The following is a 25,870-nucleotide window of genomic DNA, read 5'->3' as shown; positions in this document are numbered from 1 at the left end:
GCGTTCCGTTTCGTTGCGAGATTGGAAACAGGGAGTGGTCAAGATGCCACGGATACCAGATGAAGTCATCGCAGAAGTGAAGCAAGCGACCGATATCGTCGAATTGATTGGCGAGCGTGTCGAATTAAAGAAACAAGGGCATCGGCTTGTCGGGTTATGTCCATTTCATTCCGAAAACTCACCGTCTTTTTCTGTTTCACCTGAAAAAGGGATGTATCACTGTTTCGGCTGTGGTGCCGGAGGGAACGTATTCACTTTCGTGATGGAGACGGAAGGGTTATCTTTTCCTGAGACAGTGGAGCGTTTAGCAACGCGCGCGAATATTTCAGTAGAAGGTATACAAGGGGACGAAGAACTCACACGTGAACAAGTATGGCGTAAACAAATGCGTGATGCACATCGACTCGTCGCGGACTTGTACCATGAAGTCTTGATGAAAACAGAAGCTGGCGAAGTGGGATTGGCGTATTTGCGAAACCGTGATTTAACGGAAGAAACGATTGCACAATACAAGATTGGATTTGCCCCAGACCAACGACGCTTTACTGTCGAGTTGTTGGAGCGGCGAGGGTTCGATTTAGAAGTAATGGTTGAGGCAGGTTTAATCTCGAAGTCCAAATCCGGTGAATATTTTGACCGATTTGAAGGACGGGTCGTCTTTCCGATTGCGGATCGAGACGGCACCATCGTTGGCTTCAGTGGACGTGCGATTGATGACCGTCAACCAAAATACGTGAATACGGCTGAAACACCGCTATTCAACAAGAGTGAATTGCTATTTGGCTTCTCTCAAGCCCGGGCATTGATGCGTAAGAAAAAACGAGTCTTTCTTGTAGAAGGGAACGTAGATGTCTTACAAGTCGCGCAAGCGGGTACACAAGAAGTTGTGGCATCACTTGGGACTGCCTTCTCTCCACAGCATGCAAGAGCATTGTCTCGAATCGTGGAGGAAGTCATCATCTGTTATGACGGAGACCATGCGGGACAAGAGGCGACTCAAAAAGTCATTCGCTTATTAGAGTCATCCCCGCTCGATGTACAAGTTTTACCGTTACCCGAAAAGACAGACCCGGATGATTATATACGTCAACACGGGGCGTCGCATTGGCAACAGTTTGTCGAGACAGAACAGTTGAGCGTGCTTGATTTTATGAATCGCATGCTCAGACGAGGAAAAAACTTGAACCGAGAAGGAGAACGGATTCGCTTTATTGAATCTATGCTTGAAGAGATCGGTAAGACGAATGATTCGATTCGAAGAGATTTATATGTGAAAAAGCTGGCGGATGAATTTGAGATTCCGATTGAGACGCTTCGTTCGAGAATCCCTCGTCCGACGTCAAGCGAATCGACACCCGTCCGTACGATGGAGCCTGCGGAACCTGTACGAAAGCGTTCGAGTAAAACGGGCGAACCACGCTGGATGAAAGCAGAGAAGTATTTGTTACGTGCCATGTTGACTGGACCGGAACAAGTCCGCTTTGTACGCGATCGTCTAGGGCTACGTTATCAGGATGAGACACATCGTATGCTAGGTTCGGCATTGTATGAAATCGTCTCTGAGACGATGACACAAGATGAGTTCGATCAAGTGACGTTGCCGTTTATGGAGCGTTACTGCGACCAACGTCCCGATTATGCGATGCGTTTTGCGGAGATCCGACTGATGACTGGACCGGATGAACTGTCTGAAGAGGTTTTAGACGAATACATTCGGGTCATAAACAGTTATGAGGAGCAACGTCAAATCGAGCGTGCAAAAAGGGAAATCGCTCAAGACGCCGAAAGTATTGTTGACCAGGCGTCCAAGCTACAAGAATTGATTGCCCGTAGTCGTCGTCTACGAGAACGATGAACGTGGATGAAGTTTGGAAGGAGTTGAACTGCTAAATGGCAGAGAAGAAGAAAGAGGATTTATTTAACGCCATAGAAGAGCTCGAAAAGTTAGGAAAGAAAAAAGGCGTCGTCTCAATGCAAGCAATTCAAGACCGCCTCAGTCATTTTGAGGTGGACTCGGATTTCATTGATAACTTCATCGAAGATTTAGAAGCGAAAGATATCCGTGTCACAGAGGACGCAGCTGACGCAGAAGAAACACCTGCGAAAAAAGAAGATGAAGAAGTCGACTTAAACGACTTATCGGTACCACCTGGAATTAAAATCAACGACCCGGTCCGAATGTATTTGAAAGAAATCGGACGTGTCGACCTTCTCAGTGCGAAAGATGAGACAGAGCTTGCGAAACGAATCGAGCAAGGAGACGAAGAAGCGAAAAAACGTCTTGCGGAAGCGAACCTTCGTCTCGTCGTGTCGATTGCGAAACGTTACGTCGGTCGTGGGATGCTCTTCCTTGATTTGATTCAAGAAGGAAACATGGGCCTCATCAAAGCAGTCGAAAAATTCGACTACATGAAAGGGTTCAAATTCTCGACTTATGCGACATGGTGGATTCGTCAGGCCATCACTCGTGCGATTGCTGACCAAGCGCGTACAATCCGGATCCCGGTTCACATGGTCGAAACGATTAACAAATTGATTCGCGTTCAACGTCAATTGCTCCAAGACCTCGGTCGTGAACCTTCTCCAGAAGAGATTGCGAAAGAGATGGAACTCACACCTGAAAAAGTACGTGAGATTCTAAAAATCGCGCAAGAACCGGTGTCACTTGAAACACCGATTGGGGAAGAGGACGATTCACATCTCGGTGACTTCATTGAAGACCAAGATGCAATGGCCCCACAAGATGCGGCAGCCTATGAATTGTTGAAAGAACAGTTAGAAGACGTGCTCGATACGTTGACGGACCGTGAAGAAAACGTCCTTCGTCTTCGTTTCGGTTTAGACGATGGTCGTACGCGTACACTTGAAGAAGTCGGGAAAGTGTTCGGCGTCACACGTGAGCGGATTCGTCAGATCGAAGCGAAAGCTCTTCGTAAATTACGTCACCCAAGTCGTTCCAAACGCTTGAAAGACTTCCTCGATTAAGTTCATATTTGAATAAAGTGTGAAGTTTTAGAAGAAAGGAAGGAAAATGAGTGATTTTCCTTCCTTCTTTATTATTTTTTGAGTAAAATAGTGTTGGATAGAAATTTGGAATGAACATGAGGGGGAACTACAATGCGTAATCCATTGTTACCGTTTGCGGCAATCGCAATCGTCGCAATTATTGCCATGGTATCATTATCGTATTTTGGTGTGAATCAGGCGCAACAAGCGGCTGAAGGTCCAGCAGTCACTGAAATGAACCCAGAAGAGTTATATGCAGCGAAGGGTTGCACAGGTTGCCACGGCGGAAACCTTGAAGGTGGCGTTGGTCCAGCACTTACTGGTGTCGGCGATCGTCTTTCACCAGAAGAAATCGCGAACGTTATCGTAAACGGTCGTGGTGCGATGCCAGCAGGTCTTGCATCAGCTGAAGAAGCAGAAGTGCTTGCGAACTGGTTGATTGAACAATAAGAAGTGACGCACTCCGTATCGGAGTGCGTTTTTTGTTGTCGAAGTGTAAAGAATTCGATACGCTAAGGAAGAAGTAGAACAAAGGAGTTGTCTTACATGCAAGAACGTGTCATCTTAGATCGTCGCTTGAAGCAAGTTGTTGATTATATCCCGAAAGGAAGCGTGCTCGCTGATATTGGGTCGGATCACGCATATGTGCCATGCTATGCCCTTCAACAAGGAATCATTTCAAAGGGGATTGCTGGCGAAGTAAATGTTGGTCCGATGGAGGCCGCAAAAGCGCAAGTGGACTTGATTGGAGCGCGAGAAGTCATCGATGTGCGTCTCGGTGATGGTCTCGCTGTACTACAAGAAGACGAAGCGACATGTATCTCGATTTGTGGGATGGGAGGCAGTTTGATTCGTTCTATTCTAGAATCCGGGAAAGAGAAGCTCGGTGCAGTCGAGCGTCTGATTCTTCAACCGAATGTCGACGGACAACACGTTCGGAGTTGGCTACTTGAGAACGGATATGTTCTCGTTGAAGAAGCGATTGTCGAAGAAAATGATAAAGTATATGAGATTCTCGTCGGCGAAAAAGGGTCTGAGACGATTTATAGTGACGATCTCACAGAACGGACTTGGCAACTATTATTCGGTCCATATTTGATTCAGGAACGCCCTGAGGCGTTCAAACTGAAGTGGAGTCGTGAAGCGGATAAGCTCGAATACGTACTCGGTCAAATGGCAGATGGCATTCAGTCAGAGGCGTTGGTTCAAAAACAAATCGAATTCAAACGGATGCGTGACAAAATGAGAGAGGTGAGTCAGTAATGGCGAACGGCAATCAAGTGATCCAGTTGTTTGAAGAGTTTGCGCCAAAGCATTTAGCTGTCGAAGGCGATAAAATCGGCTTGCAAATCGGATCGCTCAATAAAGATGTCAAACGGGTCATGGTGACACTCGATGTGCTTGAATCGGTCGTGGATGAAGCGATTGAGAAAAAGGTGGATTTGATCATTGCCCATCATCCGCCTATCTTTAGTCCGTTATCTCAAGTCAATGATCGTTCTACGGCAGGGAAAATCACGATGAAATGTATTCAGCATGACATCGCGGTCTACGTGGCACATACAAATTTAGATGTTTGTGTTGGCGGTGTGAACGATTGGATGAGTGAAGCAATCGGATTGCACGACACAAAAGTACTCGTACCAACGTATGAGGAGCCAGTCTATAAATTAACGGTGTTCGTTCCGGAATCACACGCAGAAGACGTGTCACGTGCATTAGGCAAAGCAGGTGCCGGACATATCGGAGACTATGCGGATTGTCAGTTCCGTGTTTCTGGAAAAGGACAATTCACTCCGCTCGAAGGAACGACTCCATTCATTGGTAGAGTTCACGAGACAGAACAAGTCGATGAGATTCGAATCGAGACGGTCGTTCGCGAAAGTCAGAAGAAGCGAGTCTTGAAAGCGATGAAAGATGCTCATCCGTATGAAGAAGTGGCATATGACATGATTCGAGATGAGATTGAAGGGCACGTATATGGCTTAGGACGTATCGGTAAACTTGAACAGGCATTAACACTTGAAGCGTTCGCTGACCATGTGAAAACAAGCTTTGGAGTGGAAGGTGTCCGTTTCGTCGGAGACCCGAAACGATTGATTGAGAAAGTGGCTGTACTTGGAGGGGACGGAAACAAATATGTTTCCGCTGCACATTTCAAAGGAGCAGATGCTTACGTAACGGGTGATTTATACTTCCATGTGGCGCATGATGCGATGGCACTCGGACTCGCGGTCGTCGACCCAGGACACCATGTCGAAAGTGTCATGAAGCATGGCGTGGTCGGGATTCTCACAGAGAAGTTTCAGAAAGCGAAAATTGATGTCGAGTTGATGATTTCCGAAGCGAACACGAACCCGTTTCAATTCAGATGACAAAAAAATCCCCCATTTTCTCGTTGAGAATGGGGGATTCGTTCACTTACGCAATGCCTTTACTTTCGGTAAAATACTGCGAAGTTCGAGATATGGTGTTTTATCGTGCGTACTCAAATCTTCTGGATCGTACTGTGACAAGAAATCAATGACCTTTTTCGTGATCGGTGTCGGTGTAGAGGCACCAGATGTCACGGCGACGGTTTCGACGCCCTCAAGCCAGTTCAAATCAAGTTCGCTCAAATCGCCGATGCGATATGCATTTGTGCCGGCAATCTCTTTAGAAACTTGCGCCAAGCGATTCGAGTTATTTGATTTTGGATCGCCGACGACGATTAATAATTCGCAGTCTCCGGCTTGTTCGGCCACGGCTTCTTGACGAACTTGAGTCGCATTACAAATTTCGTTATGCACTTCAACGTGTGGATAGCGGGCCTGAATCGTTTCAATCAGTGCAGAGACATCCCATTGGCTCATCGTCGTCTGGTTCGTCACGAGAATTTTCCGATCGAATAACCGACTTGGTAACTGATCGATTTCATGGTCATATTGAATCAAATGAACATGGTTCGGTGCGACTCCAATCGCGCCCTCTGGTTCTGGGTGGCCATGTTTCCCAATATAGATGACGTCATATCCTTCGGCTGTTTTTTCCCGAATCAAGTCGTGTGTGACGAGGACGTCAGGACAAGAGGCATCAACAATCGTCAATCCCTTTTCAATGGCACGTTTACGGACGAGTGGGGAAATCCCGTGCGCCGTGAAGACGACCGTTCCGCGGTCGATGGTTTCAAGCGCCTGCATCCGGTCCTCACCGTCAACGGTTTTGACACCGAGATCCTCGAACGCCTGTGTGACATGACGGTTATGGACAATCATTCCGAGTATATGAATCGGGCGTGGCAAATCTGGATTTGCAACTGCCTCATTTGCGAGTTTCATGGCATCAACGACACCATAGCAATATCCGCGTGGACTAATTTTTTTAACTTTCATATGAAGACGAAGGCTCCTTTCGAAGTGCTTTCATACGTATTAGTCTAACATTGTTTCGAAAATACGAAAAGATTTGCGTGTATTCATGCTATAATTTTTAGGTTAGAAAGGAGGGACATCGTGAATCGAATGAAACAGTTACGTGAACTTAGAAAATCATATTTTTTCCAAATTACGTTTATTATCATCATTATTCTAGCACTTGTTATCTCGTCACTTGCATTTTCTGCTGATCGCGTCACGGTGTCTCGTGCAGAAGAGCTGGCGAAAGAGCAATTTGACTATGCGATTGACGATAGCATTGAAAATGTCGAGTCTCGACTCGGTAAATTGTATGAGGATTTGGTTTATCTTGGAGCTTATGTCGGGAACGAACCGTGGATTGAAGAACGTATCCGGACAGGGTATTTAAATCAACGAACGAGTTTTACATCGATTTTTTATTATGATGTCAGCAAGAATTCGTTTAAATGGTATTCTGAGCGTCAAGTTTCCTCTTCTGTGATTAAACGGGACCCCAAGTTCGCAGAAGTATTGACTGCGAGTGGAAAAGAATTATATATGAGTGACCCTATCATGATTAGTGGGGACATGGGAACGTTCTTATATGTTCCCGTCATTGAAGACAACCGACCAATCGGTATTTTTGGGGGAAGCATCAGTGTGCTCAACTCTGACTTGTACCGTCGGTCGCTCGAGTCAGCGAATGATGACATGATTCTTTACCTGTTAGATGAACAAGGAGAAGTATTGACGACGTCGTTCAATTTGGTCACAGATGCAGAACGTCGCGTGTCACGTGAAGTCATTGACGACGTGCTAGGACGGAGTACACGTACGATTTTAAGTACGGAAGAAGACACGATGATGTACGAACCGGATGCGCGAGTCAGTGGCTGGAGTATGCTTGCAAAACATCAGAACGACTCCGTATATGAGACGGTCTACGATACGCGTTGGCAGTACTTGATGATTGCGCTTGTGACGTTCTTCTTGAGCATCCTTGTCGGATTGTTGCTCTCGCGAACGTTGACCAACCCGCTCGTCGAACTTGTCAATCAGATCAAGAAGCAACAGTCACTCGGTGCCATCACGCTCGAGAGGACCGGTTCAAAAGAAGTCGAGACGTTACTGGATACGTATAACGATTACGCTCAGCGGATGGAAACATCAAGGCGTGAACAGTTGAGCCAGCAACAATTGATCTTGCACCAAGAAAAGCTAGCGTCACTTGGACAATTGGCAGCCGGGATTGCCCATGAGATTCGAAACCCGCTCACACCGGTGCATATCACCTTACAGTTGGCACGAGAAGGACAAAGCAATAAAGACATGGTAGACGTCGCCATCAAAGAGTTGGAGCGGGCGAATGATTTAATCTCGACGATGCTGACACTCGCCAAACCTGATCAGGCAGGAAGAGACGAAGAATGGATTGATATGTTAGACTTTGCGAAGCGACTCGAATTCTTGATGGATGCTGAATGTTATAAGCGTCCGACCAAGTGGGAATTACTCGTTCCGAATGACATGCCTCCTTTCTATGCCTCGTTCGATATGCTCGTTCAAATCATCTATAACCTGTTCAAAAACGCGGTCGAGGCTGTCGAGTCGAAAGGCGCAGAGGGAAGTGTTGTCGTGACCGTCCTCTTTACGGAGCAGGAATATCGGTTCTTAATTGAAGATAACGGGATTGGGATGACAGAAGAACAACTCAAGACAGTCGGTTCGGCATTCAACACGACGAAAGACAACGGAAACGGTCTTGGGATTTACATGATTCAAGAATACTTGAAGAGTGTGAACGGATCGATGGAAATTGATAGCGTCGTCGACAAAGGAACAGCGATGTTGATCAAAATTCCAAGGAGAGATCCATCATGAAAACGCTCAAACATTATTGGCTCTGGTTACCAATCGTTTGGGCCATGACAATCCTTCTGATCACATCGATTCAATTACCGGAGCAAAAAACAGATGAGAAAGAAGTCGGATTCGTGTTCGTCAGCGATAAACATGAGCATGCGAACAAGCTGTTAGACTCCTTCGTTCATACGGCCAACCAAAAAGGATTTATTCCGATTCCCACGACGAGTGAAGATTCGCGCGTGTTAGAAAAAGAAAAATTGGACTCCTTGATTGATCGGGGTGTTGAGGCCATCTTCTTGACGACGCTCGATGACACGTTCATTCAACCGTCGTTAGAACGTGCAAAACGAGAAAATATCCCGATTATTGCGATTGACCGAATGATTGATCATCCGAGTGTCTTGACATCGGTTGTCTCCGACAATGTCGATATCGGCCGGATGGCAGCGGAACAAATTGCCGCAAAATATAGTGATTTGGATCGACCGATTCGTGTCGTCGAGGTGAGGGGTACGCCGAAGGTACGCTCCACGATGGACCGCAGTCTTGGGATTCGGGAGTACGAAAAAGCGAATGCCGACCAATTCGAAATCATTGCCTCCGTCACGGGGAACTATGATACGTTCCAAGCAGAGATTGAGATGTCACGTTGGTTAGAAGAAGAAATTCCATTTGATGCCGTCTTTTCGCACAATGACGATAATACGTTCGGTGTCGTCCGAGCTTTAGAAAGTCATGACTTATCGGACAAGACGATCGTATCGGTGGATGGCATTTCTGATATTTATCCACTCATTCAAAATGGGAAGGTCAATGCGACTGTCGTACAGTCCCCGAATGAGATGATGGAAGTCGGCTTTAAAGCGCTCGAACAACATTTAAATGGAAAGAAAATTGCCAAGCACTATTATTCGTCGAGTTATTTATATGAAGGCGTGGCAAAAGATTGATTGACAAATGATTTGATTCCGCTATGCTAGGAAAAGTGGAAAGAAACAGGAGGTGTATCGATTGAACAGCTTCCAACAGTTCAAATTGCTACCGTTTATGATTGATGCGTTAACAGAAAAACGCATCACGAAACCGACCGATATACAAGCACGGATTATTCCGGCTGCACTGAATGGTCGAGATATTATTGGGAAATCACAGACAGGAACGGGGAAAACACTTGCGTTCCTATTACCGATCGTAGAAGCGATCAACCCAGAAGAGGAATCTGTCCAAGCGATCGTTGTCGCACCGACACGTGAACTCGCATGGCAGATTCATGAAGAATTAAAGTCAATCCTCATTAAGAATCCGGATTACATCAAATCAAGTTTGATTGTCGGAGGAACAGACCGCGAACGTCAAATCGATAAGATGAAAAATCCACCACAACTCATTATCGGGACACCGGGACGAATCCTTGACTTGATGAAAGCACAAGCATTGTTCCCGCATAAAGTGACGCATTTCGTTGTCGATGAAGCTGACCAAATGCTCGATATGGGATTTTTGCCGGAAGTTGACCGCATCGCGCAATCACTTCCAGAAAAACTTCAAACGATGGTCTTCTCAGCGACGATCCCTGAGAAACTCGAGCCGTTCTTGAAGCGTTACTTGCACGACCCGCGCTTTGCTGAAGCGAGCCCGGAACATCGTGTCGCACCAAAAATCAAGCACCACGTCATTCCGGTACGTCACCGTGACCGTAAGGAATTGACCGTCGAAATTGCAAAAGCAATCAATCCGTTCGTCTGTCTCGTATTCACTAATACGAAACAAGAAGCGGATGAATTGGAGACATCATTCCGTGAAGCGGGACTGAATGTCGGTACGTTACACGGGGACATGCAGGCACGTCGCCGTAAACAAGCCATCAAGGACATTAATGACGCGAAGTATCAATACGTGATTGCTACAGACTTGGCAGCTCGAGGAATCGACATCTCAGGCGTTTCTCACGTCATCAACCATGGGATTCCGAAAGACCTTGACTTCTACACGCACCGTGTCGGTCGTACAGGTCGTGCGGGCGCATCTGGTGAGGCATACACATTGTATGAGGACCATGAAAATGGACCAATCAACCGACTAGAAGAACGAGGGTTCGAATTCACACACGTGGACTTGCGCAATGGTTCGATTCAGCCAATCAAAACACGTCGTCGTCGCCAAACGGACCGGAAGATGAAAGTCTCACATACGGCACATAGTCGTATGGCCGGTGAAATCAAGAAGGCGAAGAAGAAAGTCAAACCTGGCTATAAGAAGAAATTTAAGTATAAGTTAAAAGAGACGGCTTCACGCGAGCACATGCAACAGCAGCGCTCGGATCGTCGTGCTGCTCGTAAGAAAAACAAGCGTTAATCGTTTGAAGAATCGACTTCTTGGAGTCGGTTCTTCTTTTTGTGTAAACTGAAGATAGAAGCTTATGAAGGGAAGATGATGATGTTAAAAATAGGTTCACACGTTTCGGTATCAGGTAAAAAAATGCTACTTGCAGGTAGTGAAGAGGCTGTTTCATATGGGGCGAATACGATGATGGTGTATACGGGAGCTCCTCAAAATACACGTCGAAAGCCGATTGAGGATTTGAATATCGAGGCTGCACTCACACATATGGCTGCTCACGATATCGAAGAGATTGTCGTCCATGCACCTTATATCATTAACCTCGGAAATACGACAAAACCTGAGACGTTCGAATTGGCCGTTTCATTTTTGACACAAGAGTTGAAGCGTGCTGAAGCACTCCAAGTTGCTCGCCATGTCGTTCTTCACCCAGGGGCTCATGTTGGTGCCGGGGAAGACATTGGTCTTGCCCGGATCATTGAAGGACTGAATGAAGTGTTGACTGGTGACGAACAGGTTAAGATTGCGCTTGAGACGATGGCAGGGAAGGGAAGCGAGCTCGGAAAGACTTTCGAAGAATTGGCAACAATCATAGACGGCGTCACACACAATGATCGTCTCTCTGTCTGTTTTGATACGTGTCACGTACATGATGCAGGCTACGACTTAGTCGGTGATTTGGACGGAGTGATTGAAGAATTCGATCGAATCGTCGGTCTCGACCGTCTCGGTGTGATTCATGTGAATGATTCAAAAAACGTGCGCGGTGCGAGAAAAGACCGGCACGAAAATATCGGGTATGGTGAGATTGGATTCGATACATTAAATCGAATCATTCATCATGAGGCATTTGCACATCTGCCAAAAATTTTAGAGACACCATACATCCCTGTTAGTGAAAAAACGAAAGTGGCACCTTATAAACAAGAAATCGAGATGTTCCGTGCGAATCAATTTGATCCAGAATGGCGTGAACGCTTCACGCTTTCTCATCAATAAGCGATGGCGATCCTTCAGGTCGATCCGAATCGATATGATGTCTGGAACGCATTCCCGACCTATTTTCTTGAACAGAGTCCCGTTTATGTGAAAGGGTCCGTGACGACCCCGACAGCGTTCATCGAAGTGATGGGACATGGGATTGTGGCAGAGGCAGAGGTATTGTTAGTGGAAATGATTGAACAACCTGACGATCCATACTGGCTTGGCGCTGAGAAGGAAGAGATGGCGACGTATAGCTTGGTCGATTTAATCCAACTTCATTTCCATCATCCGCTTTTGAAAATAGGGATGTATGAGGCGGGTGAACCGTATGAGTCGATTCATCAGAAATGGATGGATGGATACCATGTTCCCTCATCGAAATGGACAAAAGAGGATTATGAAGCGCATTTGTTTCGGGAGAACCTTGTCGCTCCCTATGCTCCGGTGACAACGTGCTCGGTTTGTGAGATCAATCTTTTCGAACGATACGGAAACGATGCATCGAAACTGATGGAATATCATCTGCAAGATGACCACGGAATTTGGGTGTGTCCAACCTGTCATAAAGCGATTCATACGTTAGACTAAAAAAACGATGCCTGAGAGGCATCGTTTTTTTAGAATGGCCAGTTTGCCACGACGAATTGATATACTTTCATCCCGAGGAAGACCCCGAAGATTCCGACGACACCTGGTAATACAGGCGGGGCTGGCAATGGCAATTTGAGTGCTGTAAAGATGGCGCCACAAATTAAGCCAGCGAGTAGTGAAAGCAGAATTTCTTGCATGTATGATTCCTCCGTATCTTCTAATGAAAGCGCTTTATAATGACTGAATCGCATTCATTATACAATGACTTTCTCAATTTGAGAAGTCTAACATCAGTCATCCGTCATTTTCTCATTTTCAGCTCGGAGTCGTAAAACTTCGCGCTCAGCCCAGTTTGAAGGTTCTCGCTCGAACACGCTAGGGATGTTGTTCCAGCGTCCTCCCGTATATTGGTGAATGATGATTTGAGATTGAATCTCTTCTTCATTGTTCTCCCGTTTCACATATACATAACGTCCGTCGGAACGTTGCCTTCTCGCCTTCACGTTATCGACAAGTTGCAGTGCCATCATATCTTTGATGTATGTTTTATGTGATGCATTGAGAATCGGGAAGAGAATCTCGATTCGCTTCTTCATATTGCGCGTCATCCAGTCTGCAGAAGAACAATACAAGTCTTCTTTACCATTTTGATAGAAATAAAAGATACGTGAATGTTCGAGATACCGATCGATAATCGAGATTACCCGAATATTTTCAGAAACACCTTTGATTCCCGGGCGTAAACAACAGATTCCTCGGATGATCAAGTCAATCTTCACACCTGCTGACGAAGCGTCATACAATTTTGTGATGATGGCCCGGTCTGTAATCGAATTCATCTTTGCAACGATTCTACCGTTCCCATATTTCTCGTGTAGTTTGATTTCCTCTTCAATTTTGTTGAGGAAGAAGTCTTTCATATCGTCAGGTGACGTCTCGAATAGATGCCAAGACGGTCGTTCTCCATAACCGGATAGCCAGTTGAAGAAGTTCGTGGCATCCTCAGCAAGTTCCTCGTTCGTTGTTAAGAGCCCGATATCTGTGTACAGTTTTGCCGTAGAGTCGTTATAATTGCCCGTTCCAAGGTGAATGAACCGTTGCAACACACCACCTTCTAAAATACGTACGACGAGTGTGATTTTTGAATGTGTCTTAAGTTCTTTATAACCGTAAATGACGTGGGCGCCTGCTTTTTCAAGTTGTTTGGCCCATTGAATATTTTTCTCTTCGTCAAATCGTGCTTTCAATTCGACGAGGACGGTCACTTGTTTACCGCTCTCGGCCGCATCGGTTAAGGCCTTGATAATCGGAGAGTCCCCAGAGACCCGATACAGCGTTTGTTTGATCGCCAGTACGTTCGGATCTTTAGCGGCTTGGACGATGAATCGTACGATTGGATCGAACGAGTGGTACGGGTGGTGAAGAAGATAATCTTGTTTGGCGATACTTTGGAATAAATCTTTTCCGGATTCAAGACCTTCCGGGATAAATGGGATCAACGTCTCATTGATCATGTCGTCATATTCTATCCCGATTTGACTATATATACCGAAAAGGAAGGTCAAATCAATCGGACCATCCACAATGAAAATGTCACGGTCGTGCAAATCAAGCACATCTTGAAGCATGAATAACAGTTCTTTTCGTAATGAGCGTTGCTGCACTTCGAGCCGGATGGCGACCCCATAGCGACGTTTTTTCAGCTCTTTTTCAATTTGTTTCAACACATCGCGGCTCCCTTCCTCATGGAAAGGCATATCCGCGTTACGGGTGATCCGGAACGGCATCGTCGATTCGACGACAAACCCTTTAAATAGGGAATCGATAAATTGAATGATCAAATCTTCGAGCAAAATCAAATCGGTATGTTCCTCGTCATCTGTAGGCAGTTCAAGATAACGGGGTAGGACAGAAGGTACTTGAACGAGGGCGAGTCGCTTTTTCCCTTCGTCATTCGAAGCGATTTCAACGGCAATATTTAATGATTTTGATAACAGCATCGGGAAAGGACGATAGGCATCCACCGCAATTGGGGTGAGGACAGGAAATACATGCGTCCGGAAATACTCTTTCACAAAGTCTTGTTGCGTCTTGTTCAAATGTTTCGTCCGCAAAAAGCGCACGTTTTGATTGGATAATTGTTTCGTGATTTTCTTATACGTCGCATACTGTGTCTCGACAAGTTCTTGAGCATGCATCGAGATGGCTTTAATCTGTTGCTTCGGAGTGAGTCCGGTCTTGTCTTCCGGACGATTAAACCCCGCGAGCACCTCATCTTTTAAACCTCCGACACGAACCATATAAAACTCATCTAAGTTTGAACTGAAAATTGCTAGAAACTTCAGTCGTTCCATGAGCGGATTTCGATCGTCCACCGCTTCTTCGAGGACACGCTCGTTGAAGTCGAGCCAGCTAAGTTCCCGATTGTTGAAATGTTCGTACGTATAGTCGGGCATGTTTATTCCTCCTCGTTCAAGACAATCTCAATCGATTGGTCGATTGCGCGTTCTAAGTGTTTTTTGTGTCGGGTGCTTCGTTGCAACTCAAAGCGGGCAGACCCGTTCGTATCAAGTGAGAGTATAAGACCATCTTTTGAGCTAGAGACGTGGATGTCCGTGACGATTTGACGCTCGGTCAAATCGAGCGCGTCGACAAGTTTGACAATCGAACCGAGCAATTCGAGGCTCTTTAACAACTTGTGGTCAAACCACTTCGGAAAAGCCTCGATATGTTGTTCTAACACGCGTTTTGATTTAAATGAAGTAACGAGCGCGAGTGCGAGCCGGTCTTCATTATTCAACCCTTTGAAATCATTCGTCGTGATCAAATGGAATGTGTGATCGCTCTTATTGTTATGGTCGATATATTCACCGACATAGGCGAGACGACAAGCACCCTCGAGTAGACCAGGCTCGAACGGTTTCGGTTTGATGACCTTTTCTTCAATCAGTCCGGTATACAGCTGACGAGCTAATCGAATCAAGTGTTGGTGGCGGGTCGGGTTCACATCATATTGTTTTTCAAAATGTCGAAAGCTTTCTTCTTTCACATCAGCAAACCGCACTTTATCATGCTCATGTAAATAGTTCTCATAAAACAATCCTTCTCGAAGTCCGTTATTGCTCATCGTGAATTCCGGAACTTTCAAATATTTCGCAAGCTCACCGATTGCTGTCACAGCCGGGGCGATGATGTCGACCCGATCTTTTGACAGTCCATCCATTCGTCCGAGTTGCTTGCTCGACATGCCGACGAGCTCATCCACGACTTCTTCGAGTTGATCGGATGAAATCGTATATTGATGGATTCCTTCAAGTGGGAAATTCGACATGGTCTGTTCGACGCGAACTAAGTTACGTGCTGTCCCTCCGACGCCGACAAGTGGGACACCATGAGGTTCTAACCATTCGATTTCCTTAAATGCTTTCTTTAAGTATGAGGTCAACGCTTTGCGTTCGTCTTTTGTCATCGTATCGTTTTTCATGAACTCTTTCGTCAAGGTGACAGCACCAAACGGGAAGCTATGATAAAAGACAAGCTCACGATTCTGGAAATAGGTGACCTCCATTGATCCCCCACCGATGTCGACAGAGTAACCGTCTTCAACATACGTCGAATTGACAATGGCAGAGTACCCATAGAATGCTTCTTCATAATCACTTAGCAAGCGAATCGTCATACCCGTAGCGTTTTTCACTTGCTGTAAGATATCATCCGAATTGTTTGCATTTCGGATAGCCGCTGTCGCGACAGGAAGCACATCTGTAACGATATGATAATCGTTCAATTCTTTAAAATGGCGTAGCGTATCAATCAAAGCAGCGATTCCGTCCTCTGTCATTTCATTCGAGTCACTAATGTGACTAGATAAACGAGCTACTTCTTTCACGTTTAAGCGCTCGAAATATTGTCCCTCCTCATTGACTTCAAAGATGACATTCCGAATCGAGTTGGATCCGATATCAATGACTGCCAGTTTCTTTACCATAAAACCATCCCCTTCATATTCTTAGTGTAATCGACAAGGTTTTGGACGAACATATGATTTACGTGAATTTTAAACAATTAGATTGGCGAAAACGGTCTCGCTTGAAGGCGTGTCGGATATTCTGTATAATACAAACGCCTAGAAAGTAGAAATGATTACGATTTATCAAATGAGAGAAGGGATTAGATGACAGCATCCGTCGTCAAATTAAATGATGTGTCTTATTACTATGATGGGACACCGGCCTTACAACAAGTTTCGATTGATATTCGACAAGGGGACTTCGTCGCCATCGTTGGAGAAAACGGTTCTGGGAAGTCGACATTGATTCGAACGATTCTTGGTTTGCTACAACCACAACAAGGGTCCGTTGAACTGTTCGGCAAGCCAATTTCGCAGTTTAAAGACAAGTCTCGTATCAGTTACGTTTCCCAAAAAGCGGCTTCATTTAACTCGGGATTCCCGGTTACCGTTGAAGAAGTTGTGGCGATGGGGAGATATGGCCGCCTCGGTTTATTCAAACGTCTAAAAATGGAAGATCAGGCAGCGATTCAAAATGCGCTTGAGACAGTCAACATGTGGCAGTTCCGCCATCGTAAAATCGGGGACTTGTCAGGAGGGCAACAACAGCGTGTCTTTATCGCGCGGGCGATGGTCAATCAGCCTGACTTATTGATTCTAGACGAGCCTACGGTTGGTGTAGACCAGAAACACTTACAAGACTTTTATGAAGTGCTGCATATGCTCAGGGAACATACAACGTGTACGTTCGTTCTCGTCACCCACGATTTAAACGTCGTGACGGACCTCGTCACGAAAGTCGTCCATCTCGACCGTGGGCGTTTGGCGTGTAATTGTGGTCTTCGAGAATATAGCGAACTCGGTGAATTGGCATCATCCATTAAACCATATCCCGTGAAAGTGCTAGTCCATGAGGGTACAACATGATTGCAGACCTTTGGACATACAGTTTTTTACGTTATGCGTTCATTGCAGCGCTCGTCATTGGTTTCACAGCACCGCTCATCGGCTCGTTTATCGTCGTTAGACGAATGAGTTTGATTGCCGATGCCCTGTCACATATGACGCTTGCCGGTATTTCATTCAGCTTATTTCTCGGGCAATACATCGCCTTATTCGCTGATCTCAATCCTCTCTATATGGGAACGTTGATTTCGGTATTAGCGGCGCTCGGACTCAACTGGTTACGAAGTAAATATGTTCACTTTCAAGAATTATCGATTCCCATCATGATGTCAGCTGGGATGGGACTGAGCGCTATTTTCATCTCGCTCTCAAGAGGATTCTCCGTGGATTTGTCGACGTTATTATTCGGATCAATCTCTGCAGTGAGTCAGTCAGATATCACCTTGATTGTCAGTGTGGCGATTTTAACGGTCCTTGTGATCTTTATCTTCTATAAACAGTTACTGTTCTTGTCATTTGATGAAGAACAAGCGAAAGTCTCGGGACTTCCGAGCACAATGCTCCATATGTTATTCATGTTCATTGTGGCACTTGTCATCGCTGTCAGTATGCGAATCGTCGGTACGCTTCTCGTATCAAGTTTGATTACGCTACCTGTCGCAGCGGCGTTACGTTTCACCTCAAGTTTCAAACAGACAATCCTTTGGTCCATCATCTTTGGTGAAGTTGCGACAATCGGTGGACTCGTTCTTGCTTACGACCTTGATGTCGCACCAGGTGGGGTCATCGTGTTGATCGCGGTCGGTATCTTGGCGGGTGTCATGATTCTTGAGAAAGTGATGAGTTTCAGGAAAAAGGAGGTACAACATGAATGAGACTGAACAATTGAATCGTCTTCGTGCATCTTCTTTAAAAGTTACGCCGAAACGTCTTGAGATGTACGCCTTTCTCTCTGAAGAAGATCGCTACGTCAGTGCTAAAGACGTACTGGAATATATGCGGGATAAGCATCCGACGATGAGTTTTGATACGGTTTATCGAAACCTCAAATCTTTCGCTGAGGAAGGGCTACTCGAAGCGACAGAGCTTGAAGGCGAAAAGTCGTTTCGCGTCACATGTAGCGCTTCGCACCATCATCACCATTTGATTTGTCGAAGTTGCGGAAAGACAAAGCTACTCGATTTGTGTCCGATGCGTTTTGTAGAGACAGTGGATCCTGAATTCGAAGTGGTCGATCATAAATTTGAGATATATGGGTATTGTAAAGAATGTAAGCAAAAGGGATTGAATTGATTCAATCCCTTTTTTGTATCGAAAGGAGGAAGTTAGATGATTTACACAGCGAAAGAAATCAAACAGATCGATCAAACCGCCAGTCAAAACGGGATGCCCGAGGCAGTATTGATGGAACGAGCGGCTTCGGCAATCGTGCCGAAGATGCAGATAGATTCCTCTTCAACAATTCTAGTGATTTGTGGAAAAGGCAATAACGGCGGAGACGGATGGGTTGTCGCGAGGGAACTTGCGGTGAAAGGTCACAACGTGAGCGTTTGGTCACCACTCGGTGAAAGTAAATCGGAGGCGGCATCGACGCACGCGACTTATGCGGCATCATTCGTTCAAATTATTGAGCAACCGATTACTACGGACATCATCATCGATGCGTTGTTCGGTGTCGGACTCTCAGGACCCGTTTCAGGAAAAGCGAGAGATGTCATTGAATGGATCAATGAACAATCGGCAGAGGTGTTGTCGATTGACATTCCTTCCGGTATGCCGAGTGACCACGCTCGTGAGTTTGATGGCTTGGCTGTTCAGGCGACCCATACTTATTCTTTACATGGCTATAAGCGGACAGCTTTTTTAAACCGCACTGCACCTTATTTTGGACAGCTCAAACGAATCGATATCGGGCTCCCGCATACATCGGACTGGAACGTATTGACCGAATCTGATTTTAATCAATCGCTTTTAGAGAGAGACCGATTCAGTCATAAAACGGATTATGGGCACGGCATATTGATTGGGGGAAGTCGTCATCTCCTCGGAGCCCCATTTATGGCGGGCCGCGCAGCACTTCGCTCCGGGATTGGCTTGTTAAACCTCTCGATCCCAAGGGAGGCGAGTCCTCTCATTTCGACGTTACCTGAAGCGATGTACGACCAGCATACGGATCTCTTGGAAAAAACATACGACGCGATTGCAATCGGTCCTGGAATGGTGGAAGGTGAGGGTTTGGACTTGATTTGGCAACAAGTGACTCGGCAATCGTGCCCCGTCGTCGTTGACGCGGGTGCACTATCGACGAAGCGACTTGAAGCACGAGGACCGCTCATCCTCACGCCGCACCCTGGTGAATTTTCTAAATTGACAGGTCGATCAGTTGAAGAGATTGAAAGTGACCGTTTCACCATTGCTGCTGAATTTGCAATAGAGCACCGTGTCCACCTGATTTTAAAAGGGACGTATACCCTCATCGTGGCACCAGACGGAACAGGCGCGGTCAATACAGTGGAAGCCTCTGCCTTGGCCAAAGGAGGGAGCGGCGACGTGTTGACAGGAATTTTGCTCGCATTATGGGCGAGAGAAGGTGGGTCATGGTCACCAAATGAACAAGCAGTCCTTTGGCATGCGCTCGCAGCTAAATCGATCAGTCAAACGATTCATCCAGCAAGTGTACTCGCAAGTGACGTGATTGAAGAACTCGGCCGCATCTAATTAAAAAAGGCAATCCCGTTAGCCGAACGGGATTGCCTTTTAGCGTTGGTTAAGAACCATTTGTTTTTCGATATGCGCAATCTGGTGATGTGCCTCACGCCATGTTGAGATGCGTGTCACACCTTTAGGCAGTGCTTTCCGATTGTAAGGTGCATCGAACAATAGGACGGGGATAGACGTTTCTTCGTGGATGGATACCGCATTTTCATAACGGTCCTCCATGAATAATTCGAGTGACAAGTCTTTGACGACATTGATTTTATCGTGTGATCCGGTCATCACGAGCGAATCGAGTGGAAGTCGGTGACTCGTAATCCATTCTTCTGTAACAGGACGAACCGCTTCGCTCCTTGCAGTGACGTAGTGAAGGTGATGTTGTTGTTTCAACTCCCACAATACGTCCAATACATCGGAATGGGGAAGGGAACGACGATAGATTGCTTCCTCATGTCCTTCTTCAATCATAAACTTCCAAAACTCATGCTGTTCCATCGTGGTGTACGTATGCAGTTCATACTCTGTCGCACGATGATAGTCAATGGAGTAACCAAGTGATTCATTCATATATATAAAGCAACTTCTAGGGTCTGTTACGGTTCCATCTAAATCAATACCGATTCGCATCTCATCACTCCTCCTCACATGCCCTCTATTCTATCAAAAACCCGCACGGTTGCAACCGTGCGGGTAAGGTGATTCATTAATTTGATTGATTAGCAAGCTCTTGTTCTTCACGCTCGCGCTCAGCCATCTTCTCAGCAGCAATGGCGTCGATTTCTTTTTTCAATTCCTCAACCATCGTGGCTTCAGGAACTTTACGGATAATCTTACCATGGCGGAAAAGAAGACCTTCATTGCGGGCACCAGCGATACCGATGTCAGCCTCACGTGCTTCACCAGGACCGTTTACCGCGCAACCAAGAACAGCAACTTTAATGTTGACGTTAATGTTTTGGATGTATTCCTCTACTTCTTTCGCAATCGAGATCAGATCGATTTCGATTCGACCACACGTCGGACAAGAGATCAATGTTGCGGCATTTGCAGCAAGACCAAATGACTTGAGCACTTCTTTCGCAACTTTTACCTCTTCGACTGGGTCATCTGAAAGAGAGACACGAACCGTTGAACCGATTCCGAGTGAGAGGATCGCGCCAAGCCCAGCTGCTGATTTTAGTGAACCAGAGAAAAGTGGACCTGATTCTGTGATCCCGACATGGAGCGGGTAATCAAACGTCTTCGCAGCGAGCGTATACGCTTCAAGCGCCAAGTTCACGTCAGAAGCTTTGAGTGAAATGATTGTGTTATAGAATCCGAGATCTTCGAGAATTTTCACGTGGTGCATCGCACTCTCGACCATTCCTTGTGCAGTCGGGTAACCATACTTTTCAAGGAATTGTTTCTCGAGTGACCCGGCATTGACACCGATTCGAATCGGAATTCCTTTTGCCTTCGCGGCGTTTACGACCGCTTCTACTTTTTCGCGGCGACCGATGTTACCTGGGTTGATTCGAATTTTATCGACGCCACTTTCGATGGCTTTTAGGGCAAGCTTGTAATCGAAGTGAATATCGACAACGAGCGGGATGTTAATGCGGCTCTTGATTTCAGCGAGTGCGTCAGCTGCACGTTCGTCTGGACATGCCACGCGAACAACCTGACACCCAGCTTCTTCTAGACGCTTAATCTCGGCGACAGTTGCCTCGACGTCGTGAGTTTTTGTTGTAGTCATAGATTGAATGACGACTTCGTTCGATCCTCCGATAATCAAATTACCGACGCGAATCGGACGAGTTAATGAACGATGCAAAATTTCTGACATATACGTAATCTCCTTCTTTTGGAAAGATTCCAATCGATTTAAGAAAATAAGGTTTCTTCATTATCATAACGAAAAGAATGTGAAAAAGCATCTAGGATGCGTAACGGATGTGTGCTCTTTACAAACTCTAACGTTATCTTAACATCTACTTCATAATTTTCCACCGTCTCAAGACCGATATAAAGGCGAGAATAGAAAAAGAGGTGGCAACATATGAAATGGGGCTTCAAACGGAATCAAATGAAGGAAGCGAGAGAAAACAATCGACCGAATCGGCATTATAAAATGGCACACCGCCTCCAATGGACGCTCATGCCGATTATTTTACTAGTCTTTATCATGACGTTTGGTTGGTTCGCATTAAAGTCTGAACAACTCTTGTCCGCAGAAATCGAGCAACGTCTCGTCCGGGAAGTCACGGTCATGCGAGAAGCGGTGAAGACATCCTACAGTGCATACGTTGCAAACGAGAAGCAACTGAATCGTTCATTAAAATCCACTTATATGCAACAAGCTTCTATTTTATCGGGGGATGAATTCGAAGCCGCACAATTTTTAGTGCGTGGACAGTCTATTGAGCAATTGAGTGGACCAAAAGGGATGGAGAGAACAGAAACCCTGGAGAAAGTCGCATCGAAGACGAAACCGGAAGTGACAGAAACGGAGCGATACTTAATGGCATCTATCTCCATTCCTGAGTTGAAAGCGGATTATGTTCTCGTCGTAACGAAAGAATCGACACTTGGTCCGATGAATGAGCTACGACGATTGATCATTTATATCTTATTGATTTCGATGATCGGGATGGCAATCCTATTTACACGATTGATTCAGCGCGAAGTCAGACCATTGAGTATACTTGCCAATTCATTGCGTCATGCCGTAGAATCGCGCCGATTCGATGATGTGTCGCTCGGAGCAAAATCAAAGGAGATTCATATTCTCGAAACTGAGTTCAATATATTCATTCATTTATGGAATCAATCTATGGAAATGATGGGGAAGACGGCAAATGCGTTCCATCAAAGTCTTCCTGTCTTTAAACGGGAATTGATGAATAGTCATCATCAAGTGGAACAGTTCCAAGAAGTCGCAACCACTGTAGAACATACGAGTGATTCGTATCAGATGGTAACGAGCGACTCTACATCAAAAATGAAGGAAGTGACCAAACAAATCGAAATGCTTGGACGTCAAATGGACAGTGTCGATGAGCGAGGGAATCGCTTGAAATCCATTTTACATGATGAACTTGAAACATTTTCTTCTGTCAAAAACGCAAGTGAGTATGTTGAACACCAAGTGGGGAATATTCAGCAAAAACTAATCGAAAGCGAAGCCAACTCGTCAAAAGCGGATGAAGCGCTGAAGAGTATCCTCTCGGTTTCGGCAGCCACAAAGATGCTATCGCTAAACGCATCAATCGAAGCGGCAAGAGCGGGCGAGCATGGGAAAGGATTTGCTGTTGTTGCCAGTGAGGTGGGGAACTTAGCGAAAATGACAAATGAAGCGACACTTCTCGCGGTACATGCAATCGAAGCGCTGAACGAGGAGCGAAAGGACTTATTAGGGGAAGTCAATGACTTTATCAATCAAGTACATGGATTAAAAGATGCCGTTTCACGAGTAGAGAGTGGAATTGGAACGATCGATCACGAAATCAAAGTGCAGTTAGGTGAGTTTCAAACCATTACGGATCATACCTCACACACAGGTAGACAGCTTTTACACTTAATCGAATCAAATGAGCAACTACGAGAAATCAGTTCGTTACTTGAACAAAAATTAGGAGAGCTGAGCGAGGGAGTCGATCGGTGGTCACACGTTCAATCTGCCTTACGATCTGCAGGCGCAGATTTAGAAGGCCAAAGCGAGGCGTTAAATCGAACGCTTGAGGATCTTTCACCAAAATAAAAAACAACGACGAGCGTTCACGAAGACGCTCGTCGTTGTTTTTTTTGAGGTACTTTTGTTAATGGATAGGTGATATATCCAAGTCCAATCACAAAGCCAATCGATATCAATGAAGGGTTCATGTGATACAAAATCACTAATAAAATCGTTGGAACGAGTGTCATCGACACTGCGTATGGCCAAGCTTGGCGGTAAGCCCACATGTTTTTGGAATAGACTCTTGTAAATAATTGAACATATAAAGCCATGAAGGCGACCCAGATTAAATAGAAAAAGAAGATGGCGAATCCGTGTAAGAAGAGCCACATCGGAATGAAAAAGTCAGGACGAATCACAATAAAGTCCAAGAGGGTAATGAGTAACGTCAACACAAAAGTGGCTCCCATATAGGCGTGAAGCGGAGCGAGGCGGAGGCGGAGGGCTCGTTTTGACGGCACTACGCTCGTTCGAATAAACGTAAAAATGGTGGACAACATGCTAAAAACTCCAATCTGTTATATTACAGTATGCGTATAAACGATAAAATTAGTACAGTGTTTTAATAAAACTTTTACATAAAACGTGTTTACATGAAGATGCCGATGAAGGCATAATGAGTAGGGCATTAAAAACCAAGCAAATCCAACCAATTCTTAATTAAAAGGAGTACAAAAATCGTGGAATACAATTTGCAAGAAATGTTATTCATGTTTTTTGGAGGTCTAGGGATCTTCCTCTTCGGGATCAAATCGATGGGAGACGGACTCCAAAAGTCTGCAGGTAATCGCCTGCGCGACATCCTAGATAAGTATACAACGAATCCATTCCTTGGTGTACTCGCCGGGATTATCGTTACTGTATTGATTCAATCTTCTTCAGGTACAACTGTTATTACGGTCGGACTTGTTAGCGCCGGCTTCATGACACTCCGTCAAGCGATTGGGGTCATCATGGGGGCAAACATCGGTACAACGGTGACGGCATTTATCATCGGATTCGATGTCGGTGAGTATTCACTCCCGATGATTGCAATCGGTGCAGTCTTACTCTTCTTCTTTAAGAAAGAGCGTTACCAACATCTTGGACAAGTCATCTTTGGACTTGGTGCATTGTTCTACGGTCTTGAGTTGATGGGAGACGGCATGCGTCCGCTCCGTTCAAGTGAGTATTTCATCGACTTGACGCAATCAATGAGTGACAATCCGTTCCTCGGTGTCATCGTTGGTACTGTATTTACAGTCATCGTCCAGTCATCTTCTGCAACAATCGGAATTTTGCAAGAGCTCTATGCAGGTGGTTCAATCGACTTGGATGCCGCTCTTCCAGTATTGTTTGGTGACAACATCGGTACGACGATCACTGCCATTTTGGCATCAATCGGTGCATCGGTTGCCGCACGTCGCGCAGCTGCAGCACACGTTATCTTTAACTTAATCGGAACGACGATCTTCATGATCTTGTTGATTCCGTTCACAAACTATATTTATTGGATTACAGACTTCTTGGCAATTGAAGACAAGATGCAAATTGCATTCGCTCACGGTACGTTTAACATCGTCAACACATTGATTCAGTTCTGGTTCATTGGAACGATTGCTTGGATCGTGACGAAATTGGTGCCTGGTGAGGATTCTATCGTCGATACGAAAGCACAGCACTTGGACCCAATCTTCATTCAGCAATCTCCTTCGATTGCAGTGGAACAAGCGAAATACGAAGTCATCCGTATGGGCGATTTCGCAAAACTTGGTCTTGACGAAGCGCGTAACTATTTGACAACAGGAGATAAGAAGCACTCTGAAAAGTCTGCGCATATCGAAGAAGCGTTAAACTCATTGAATGCGAAAATCACAGATTACCTCGTTAAATTGGCTGCGGTTGATTTGACTGAGCAAGAATCACAAGAGCACAAGACGCTCATGCATGCGATCAACGACATCGAACGAATCGGTGACCACGTTGAAAACATCATTGAGTTGATTGACTATAAGACTGCTACAAAAGTGACACTTTCAGCAGATGCTCAAAAAGAATTGACTGAAATGTATGACCTCACACGCGAAACGTTAGAGAAATCACTTCAGACGTTAGCGAGCGGTGACATGGTCGAAGCACGTAAAGTCATCGAAATGGAAGCGAAACTCGACATGCTCGAGCGTCAATTCCGTAAAAACCACGTTGTTCGTTTGAACACGGGTGCTTGTGATGGACAAGCAGGTATGTTCTTCGTCGACATGCTCTCAAACCTTGAGCGTATCGGTGACCATGCCATGAACATCACAGAAATCACACTCGAAGATGCAAACGAAGTGACGGTATAAAGATGAGGCACTCCAACTATATGTTGGAGTGTTTTTCTTT

The 25,870-nt window shown here is 45.6% G+C and carries 23 protein-coding genes; 16 read left to right on the top strand and 7 right to left on the bottom strand.

The features are described 5' to 3' along the window. The first annotated feature begins 43 nt into the window (after nt 1-43). From dnaG to LCM29_RS05930, 5 genes are all read left to right on the top strand, one after another. Nucleotides 44-1,855 carry a DNA primase gene (gene dnaG / locus LCM29_RS05950; protein ID WP_224861479.1) on the top strand — a complete coding sequence of 604 codons (1,812 nt, stop codon included), beginning with the start codon at nt 44-46 and terminating at the stop codon, nt 1,853-1,855. 35 nt (nt 1,856-1,890) lie between these two features. Next, complete coding sequence (gene rpoD / locus LCM29_RS05945; RefSeq protein WP_012726640.1) at nt 1,891-2,985, top strand: RNA polymerase sigma factor RpoD; 1,095 nt, start codon at nt 1,891-1,893, stop codon at nt 2,983-2,985. Between the two features lie 132 nt (nt 2,986-3,117). Continuing rightward, nucleotides 3,118-3,456, top strand: coding sequence for a cytochrome c550 (cccA, locus tag LCM29_RS05940; protein ID WP_224861477.1), 339 nt, complete (start codon nt 3,118-3,120; stop codon nt 3,454-3,456). A gap of 96 nt (nt 3,457-3,552) precedes the next feature. Then, nucleotides 3,553-4,269 carry a tRNA (adenine(22)-N(1))-methyltransferase gene (locus tag LCM29_RS05935; RefSeq protein ID WP_224861475.1) on the top strand — a complete coding sequence of 239 codons (717 nt, stop codon included), beginning with the start codon at nt 3,553-3,555 and terminating at the stop codon, nt 4,267-4,269. Continuing rightward, on the top strand, nt 4,269-5,381 hold the full coding sequence (locus LCM29_RS05930; protein WP_224861473.1) for a Nif3-like dinuclear metal center hexameric protein: 1,113 nt from the start codon (nt 4,269-4,271) through the stop codon (nt 5,379-5,381). Before LCM29_RS05935 ends, LCM29_RS05930 begins: the two co-directional genes overlap by 1 nt. Before the next feature lie 42 nt (nt 5,382-5,423). On the opposite strand, the gene LCM29_RS05925 is transcribed toward LCM29_RS05930, so the two are convergent. Then, nucleotides 5,424-6,377, bottom strand: coding sequence for a 4-hydroxy-3-methylbut-2-enyl diphosphate reductase (locus tag LCM29_RS05925; protein WP_224861471.1), 954 nt, complete (start codon nt 6,375-6,377; stop codon nt 5,424-5,426). 129 nt (nt 6,378-6,506) lie between these two features. On the opposite strand from LCM29_RS05925, the gene LCM29_RS05920 reads away from it, so the two are divergent. The 5 genes from LCM29_RS05920 to LCM29_RS05900 all read left to right on the top strand — a co-directional run bounded on the left by LCM29_RS05920 (nt 6,507) and on the right by LCM29_RS05900 (nt 12,158). Continuing rightward, nucleotides 6,507-8,261, top strand: a complete 1,755-nt coding sequence (locus LCM29_RS05920; RefSeq protein ID WP_224862756.1) for a sensor histidine kinase — start codon at nt 6,507-6,509, stop codon at nt 8,259-8,261. Further along, nucleotides 8,258-9,196, top strand: a complete 939-nt coding sequence (locus LCM29_RS05915; RefSeq protein WP_224861469.1) for a sugar ABC transporter substrate-binding protein — start codon at nt 8,258-8,260, stop codon at nt 9,194-9,196. Before LCM29_RS05920 ends, LCM29_RS05915 begins: the two co-directional genes overlap by 4 nt. A gap of 61 nt (nt 9,197-9,257) precedes the next feature. Next, nucleotides 9,258-10,601 carry a DEAD/DEAH box helicase gene (locus LCM29_RS05910; RefSeq protein ID WP_214693072.1) on the top strand — a complete coding sequence of 448 codons (1,344 nt, stop codon included), beginning with the start codon at nt 9,258-9,260 and terminating at the stop codon, nt 10,599-10,601. Between the two features lie 81 nt (nt 10,602-10,682). Then, complete coding sequence (locus LCM29_RS05905; protein WP_214749337.1) at nt 10,683-11,585, top strand: deoxyribonuclease IV; 903 nt, start codon at nt 10,683-10,685, stop codon at nt 11,583-11,585. Between the two features lie 3 nt (nt 11,586-11,588). After that, nucleotides 11,589-12,158, top strand: coding sequence for a hypothetical protein (locus LCM29_RS05900; RefSeq protein ID WP_224861467.1), 570 nt, complete (start codon nt 11,589-11,591; stop codon nt 12,156-12,158). Between the two features lie 29 nt (nt 12,159-12,187). Here LCM29_RS05900 and LCM29_RS05895 read toward each other — a convergent pair whose 3' ends face one another. The 3 genes from LCM29_RS05895 to LCM29_RS05885 all read right to left on the bottom strand — a co-directional run bounded on the left by LCM29_RS05895 (nt 12,188) and on the right by LCM29_RS05885 (nt 16,149). After that, on the bottom strand, nt 12,188-12,358 hold the full coding sequence (locus LCM29_RS05895) for a DUF1427 family protein (protein ID WP_074033351.1): 171 nt from the start codon (nt 12,356-12,358) through the stop codon (nt 12,188-12,190). 93 nt (nt 12,359-12,451) lie between these two features. Next, nucleotides 12,452-14,617, bottom strand: coding sequence for an RNA degradosome polyphosphate kinase (locus tag LCM29_RS05890; protein WP_224861465.1), 2,166 nt, complete (start codon nt 14,615-14,617; stop codon nt 12,452-12,454). 2 nt (nt 14,618-14,619) lie between these two features. After that, entirely contained in the window at nt 14,620-16,149 is a 1,530-nt protein-coding gene (locus LCM29_RS05885) for a Ppx/GppA family phosphatase (protein ID WP_224861463.1), read from the bottom strand. A gap of 186 nt (nt 16,150-16,335) precedes the next feature. Between LCM29_RS05885 and LCM29_RS05880 the strand changes: the two genes are divergently transcribed. The 4 genes from LCM29_RS05880 to LCM29_RS05865 are packed head-to-tail and all read left to right on the top strand — an operon-like array spanning nt 16,336 to nt 19,794. Next, on the top strand, nt 16,336-17,097 hold the full coding sequence (locus LCM29_RS05880) for a metal ABC transporter ATP-binding protein (RefSeq protein WP_214693061.1): 762 nt from the start codon (nt 16,336-16,338) through the stop codon (nt 17,095-17,097). Beyond that, nucleotides 17,094-17,951, top strand: a complete 858-nt coding sequence (locus LCM29_RS05875) for a metal ABC transporter permease (protein ID WP_214782324.1) — start codon at nt 17,094-17,096, stop codon at nt 17,949-17,951. The genes LCM29_RS05880 and LCM29_RS05875 overlap by 4 nt, the downstream gene beginning before the upstream one ends. Beyond that, nucleotides 17,944-18,369: a Fur family transcriptional regulator gene (locus tag LCM29_RS05870; RefSeq protein ID WP_214747940.1), complete on the top strand. Its 426-nt coding sequence runs from the start codon at nt 17,944-17,946 to the stop codon at nt 18,367-18,369. Before LCM29_RS05875 ends, LCM29_RS05870 begins: the two co-directional genes overlap by 8 nt. Nucleotides 18,370-18,405: 36 nt before the next feature. After that, nucleotides 18,406-19,794 carry an NAD(P)H-hydrate dehydratase gene (locus tag LCM29_RS05865; RefSeq protein ID WP_224861461.1) on the top strand — a complete coding sequence of 463 codons (1,389 nt, stop codon included), beginning with the start codon at nt 18,406-18,408 and terminating at the stop codon, nt 19,792-19,794. Nucleotides 19,795-19,833: 39 nt separating this feature from the next. Here LCM29_RS05865 and LCM29_RS05860 read toward each other — a convergent pair whose 3' ends face one another. Together LCM29_RS05860 and ispG are read right to left on the bottom strand one after the other, a co-directional pair. Next, the gene (locus LCM29_RS05860; RefSeq protein WP_214782330.1) at nt 19,834-20,418 is read right to left on the bottom strand and encodes a hypothetical protein; all 585 of its coding nucleotides are present in this window, start codon (nt 20,416-20,418) and stop codon (nt 19,834-19,836) included. 76 nt (nt 20,419-20,494) lie between these two features. Continuing rightward, entirely contained in the window at nt 20,495-21,616 is a 1,122-nt protein-coding gene (ispG, locus tag LCM29_RS05855) for a flavodoxin-dependent (E)-4-hydroxy-3-methylbut-2-enyl-diphosphate synthase (protein WP_074033343.1), read from the bottom strand. A gap of 213 nt (nt 21,617-21,829) precedes the next feature. Between ispG and LCM29_RS05850 the strand changes: the two genes are divergently transcribed. Then, nucleotides 21,830-23,530 (top strand): methyl-accepting chemotaxis protein, encoded by a 1,701-nt coding sequence (locus LCM29_RS05850; RefSeq protein ID WP_224861459.1) that lies wholly within the window; start codon nt 21,830-21,832, stop codon nt 23,528-23,530. 17 nt (nt 23,531-23,547) lie between these two features. Here LCM29_RS05850 and LCM29_RS05845 read toward each other — a convergent pair whose 3' ends face one another. Further along, complete coding sequence (locus LCM29_RS05845) at nt 23,548-24,006, bottom strand: hypothetical protein (RefSeq protein WP_224861457.1); 459 nt, start codon at nt 24,004-24,006, stop codon at nt 23,548-23,550. A 180-nt stretch (nt 24,007-24,186) separates the two neighbouring features. Here LCM29_RS05845 and LCM29_RS05840 point away from each other — a divergent pair, with 180 nt between their 5' ends. Further along, complete coding sequence (locus tag LCM29_RS05840; protein ID WP_214820266.1) at nt 24,187-25,830, top strand: Na/Pi cotransporter family protein; 1,644 nt, start codon at nt 24,187-24,189, stop codon at nt 25,828-25,830. Nucleotides 25,831-25,870: the final 40 nt, after the last annotated feature.

Origin of the sequence: Exiguobacterium aestuarii, from assembly GCF_020171655.1 — a bacterium.
Taxonomy (GTDB): Bacteria; Bacillota; Bacilli; order Exiguobacteriales; family Exiguobacteriaceae; genus Exiguobacterium; species Exiguobacterium aestuarii_A.
This window is presented reverse-complemented; position numbering and strand designations above follow the sequence as displayed.